The organism is Candidatus Agathobaculum pullicola, assembly GCF_052117205.1.
Lineage (GTDB): Bacteria > Bacillota > Clostridia > Oscillospirales > Butyricicoccaceae > Agathobaculum > Agathobaculum pullicola.
The window spans coordinates 1-1856 of record NZ_JBQKJP010000094.1 but is presented as its reverse complement, the minus strand read 5'-3'; the positions used below and the strand labels follow the sequence as shown (position 1 = coordinate 1856).

General features: G+C 43.4%; 1 protein-coding gene and 1 pseudogene. Both read right to left on the bottom strand.

Annotation, left to right across the window (positions count from 1 at the left end):
• Positions 1–459 precede the first annotated feature (459 nt).
• A complete protein-coding gene (locus ACTQ3V_RS15495; protein ID WP_441468280.1) occupies positions 460–1173 on the bottom strand; it encodes a methyl-accepting chemotaxis protein in 714 nt (237 codons plus the stop codon).
• Positions 1174–1203: 30 nt separating this feature from the next.
• Positions 1204–1685: pseudogene (locus ACTQ3V_RS15490) on the bottom strand (transposase); the annotation flags it as partial.
• Positions 1686–1856 lie beyond the last annotated feature (171 nt).

Here is a 1856-nt window from a genome sequence, read left to right as displayed (position 1 = left end):
CTCGGACATGGTTTGCTTTCTCCCTTCGAATGGTGTGTCGCGACTTCATTTTACCAGAGATCTGCAAACCATGTCTTTTTTGTTTTTGCGAAACTTATTCTACCTGACCCTGCGCGCTGTCTGATGCCGCACCCCCATCAATCTGTTTTCCCTCACATTCGTTTTTCCTGCCATCGTTTGAATTTGTACAAAAAAAGACCACACAGCCCCATAAATGGGTGATCTGTATGGTCTACATACGTATGATTCAGGCTACCGATTTCGTTTACAATCCGGGTAGGCAGACTCCCCCTGGGGGAGCGATGATACGATGACAACAAAATGCGAAAACCTGAGTTTATCTTTATTATAACATCTCTGATACCGCTTGTATGGTTGACATTTTGTCGGGTGTGCTGATTCTTTCTTTGCTGGAGCATGATGAAAAACTAATAAAGGCGTCGATTATGAGCGAGTGATCTATCTTTCATTGATTTTTATATCTTTACGAAGAATAAATGCTGCTGTGTGCTCTTGCAATTGTCGAGACTGTGTGAACATTTGCTCACTAGCAGCTGCAGTTTCCTGACTTGTAGCCGAATTTGTGTGTACTACCTCAGCTATCCGATTTATACCTGCTGCAGTTTTTTCAATGATTTTTGACTCACCTTGCACAGCCTTTGTGATTTTATCCATTCCCTCTGCGGACTGATTTGAAAATTCTAATGTTTTTTTAAGTACATCTGATACATTAGAAACTATAGCATTGCCACGCTTTACTGCTTCAATAGAGTTCATAATCAACTCCTTTGTTGCCTTAGCTGCACGGTCAGATTGTGATGCAAGGTTTCTAACCTCACTTGCAACAACGGCAAAACCTTTACCAGCAGTACCTGCTCTAGCAGCTTCGACAGCTGCATTAAGTGCAAGTATATTAGTTTGGAAGGCTATAGTTTCTATAGCTTTAATAATATTACCTATACTATACGCCGCATTGCTGATATCATTCATTGCGGCAACCATTTCTTCCATATCCCTATCACTTTTTTCTATTTGCTCACTCGTTTTTTGTGTATCATATTGAGCAGAAATAGCCATTTTAGCGTTTTCTTTTGCATCTGTTGACATTCTATCAAGAGCCAAACGAAGCTCATCAACTGCTTCTGACTGGATGAGGGCACCTTGAGCGAGCATTTGGGCGCTGCTAGACATTTGTTCGGCATTATCTGAAACCTTAGAGCTTGTAAGAGCAATCTGTGAAAGCGCATAAGACAGCGATTTTGTTAATTTATCTACTGAATGTTCTATTTTACTAAAATCACCAACGTTACCCTTGGCGTACATGGACAGGATTTTCTCCTCTATGTCCTGGCTGATGCTGGTCTGGTTCTTTTTCAGCACCTGAGGCTCAAATTCTCCCTTACGGTCTCGGGGAACCAACACATCCACTTCGCCAAAGCTGGTGCGCAGCCTCTTACTGCTGTGGCCGTTGCGGCTGTTGTCTGTGTCCTTGTCTTGTAATCGTATTTGCTGTAGCCCAGCTCGTCATCCAGCTCTGCCTCCAGACCATTCTCCATGAACTCAGCAATGGTCTCTTTGAATAGATTCTGGATGTCATCCATGCTGCCGATGTTTGCCATCTGCAGCAGCTCACGGATCTTCTCTGAACGGGCATTTTCTTCCGGGGTACGATTCTTTCTGGCCATATGGTAAAACCTCCTGTGCGCTGCTTCTTTTCTACACCACGCAGGAGGTTTACACAAAACTTTAGGGCAACACCGCATAATAAGGCAAAAAGAACCGTCCTACCAGCACATAGCTTTTAGCAGAACGGTTTGTGTTTAGAATTCTCGCAGAAGGCATACCGATTCAAGCCG